This is a genomic window from Kitasatospora sp. A2-31, assembly GCF_022288725.1.
Taxonomy (GTDB): domain Bacteria; phylum Actinomycetota; class Actinomycetes; order Streptomycetales; family Streptomycetaceae; genus Kitasatospora.
On record NZ_JAKNTA010000229.1, the window covers coordinates 1 to 1,211 of the forward strand.

The 1,211-nt window shown below is 72.3% G+C and carries 2 protein-coding genes; both read left to right on the forward strand.

Annotated elements, in window-relative coordinates; all coding sequences use genetic code 11:
- Nucleotides 1–251 precede the first annotated feature (251 nt).
- Complete coding sequence (locus MCM47_RS41105) at nucleotides 252–1,052, forward strand: fumarylacetoacetate hydrolase family protein (RefSeq protein WP_238951869.1); 801 nt, start codon at nucleotides 252–254, stop codon at nucleotides 1,050–1,052.
- A partial coding sequence (locus MCM47_RS41110) for a glutamate--tRNA ligase family protein (RefSeq protein WP_238951870.1) occupies nucleotides 1,045–1,211 on the forward strand: 167 nt, incomplete at its 3' end. The genes MCM47_RS41105 and MCM47_RS41110, both read left to right, overlap by 8 nt.

A 1,211-nucleotide genomic window follows, 5' to 3' on the forward strand; every position in this document is an offset into this window, starting at 1 on the left:
CGGGGTTCGCCCGCTCGCCTGCGGCCAAGCTCGGGGCGGGGTTCGCCCGCTCGCCTGTCACCGACCCCGGGTGGGGTTCGCCCGCTCGTGCCGTGTGTCGCAACCCGCGCTGAACAGGGGCAAAGCGGACGGGGAGGGGCCCGCGCGATAGCCTGGACGACGATTGACGGGGCCGCGCTCACCGAGGGCGGGGCGCCCACCAGCGCCCGGGCGCGCCCCGGGCGGCCGACGAAGCGAGGGGTAGCCCAGCCGTGCGCATTGCCAGGTTTTCCGTCCGGGAAGGGAGCCCTGCCGCCGGCAGCGTCTCCTTCGGCGTGGTCGAGGGCGATCCCGCCCAGCCCGAGTCTCTGGTCGTCCACGCGCTGGCCGGCCACCCGTTCGGTCAGCCCCAGCCGACCGGCGAGAGCTACCGCCTCCAGGACGTCCGGCTGCTCAGCCCGATGCTGCCCAACAAGATCGTGGCGGCGGGCCGCAACTACGCGGCGCACGCGGCGGAGCTCGGCAACGACGTCCCCGACGTCCCGCTGACCTTCTTCAAGCCGTCCACCGCGGTGATCGGCCCGACCGAGTCGATCGCCTACCCGCCGTTCTCCTCGGACGTCCACCACGAGGCCGAACTGGCCGTGGTGATCGGCCGGATGTGCCGCGAGGTGCCGCTGGACCGGGTGCCCGAGGTGATCCTCGGCTACACCTGCGCCAACGACGTCACCGCGCGCGACGTCCAGCAGCGCGAGGGCCAGTGGGCCCGGGCCAAGGGCTTCGACACGGCGTGCCCGCTCGGCCCGTGGATCGAGACCGACCTCGACCCGGCCGACCTCGCCGTCACCTGCACCGTCAACGGCGAGCTGCGGCAGACCGGGCGGACCTCCCTGATGATCCGCTCGGTGGCCGAGCTGATCGTCCACATCTCCGAGGCCATGACGCTGCTGCCCGGCGACGTCATCCTCACCGGCACACCCGCAGGGGTGGGCCCGCTCAACGTCGGCGACGAGGTCGCCGTCTCCATCGAAGGCATCGGCACTCTCACCAACAAGGTGATCAAGCGTGGCTAACACTGACCCGAGCGTTCGGGTTCGCTTCTGTCCGTCCCCGACCGGGAACCCGCACGTGGGCCTGGTCCGGACCGCCCTCTTCAACTGGGCCTTCGCCCGCCACAACGGCGGCACGCTGGTCTTCCGGATCGAGGACACGGACTCCGCCCGCGACTCCGA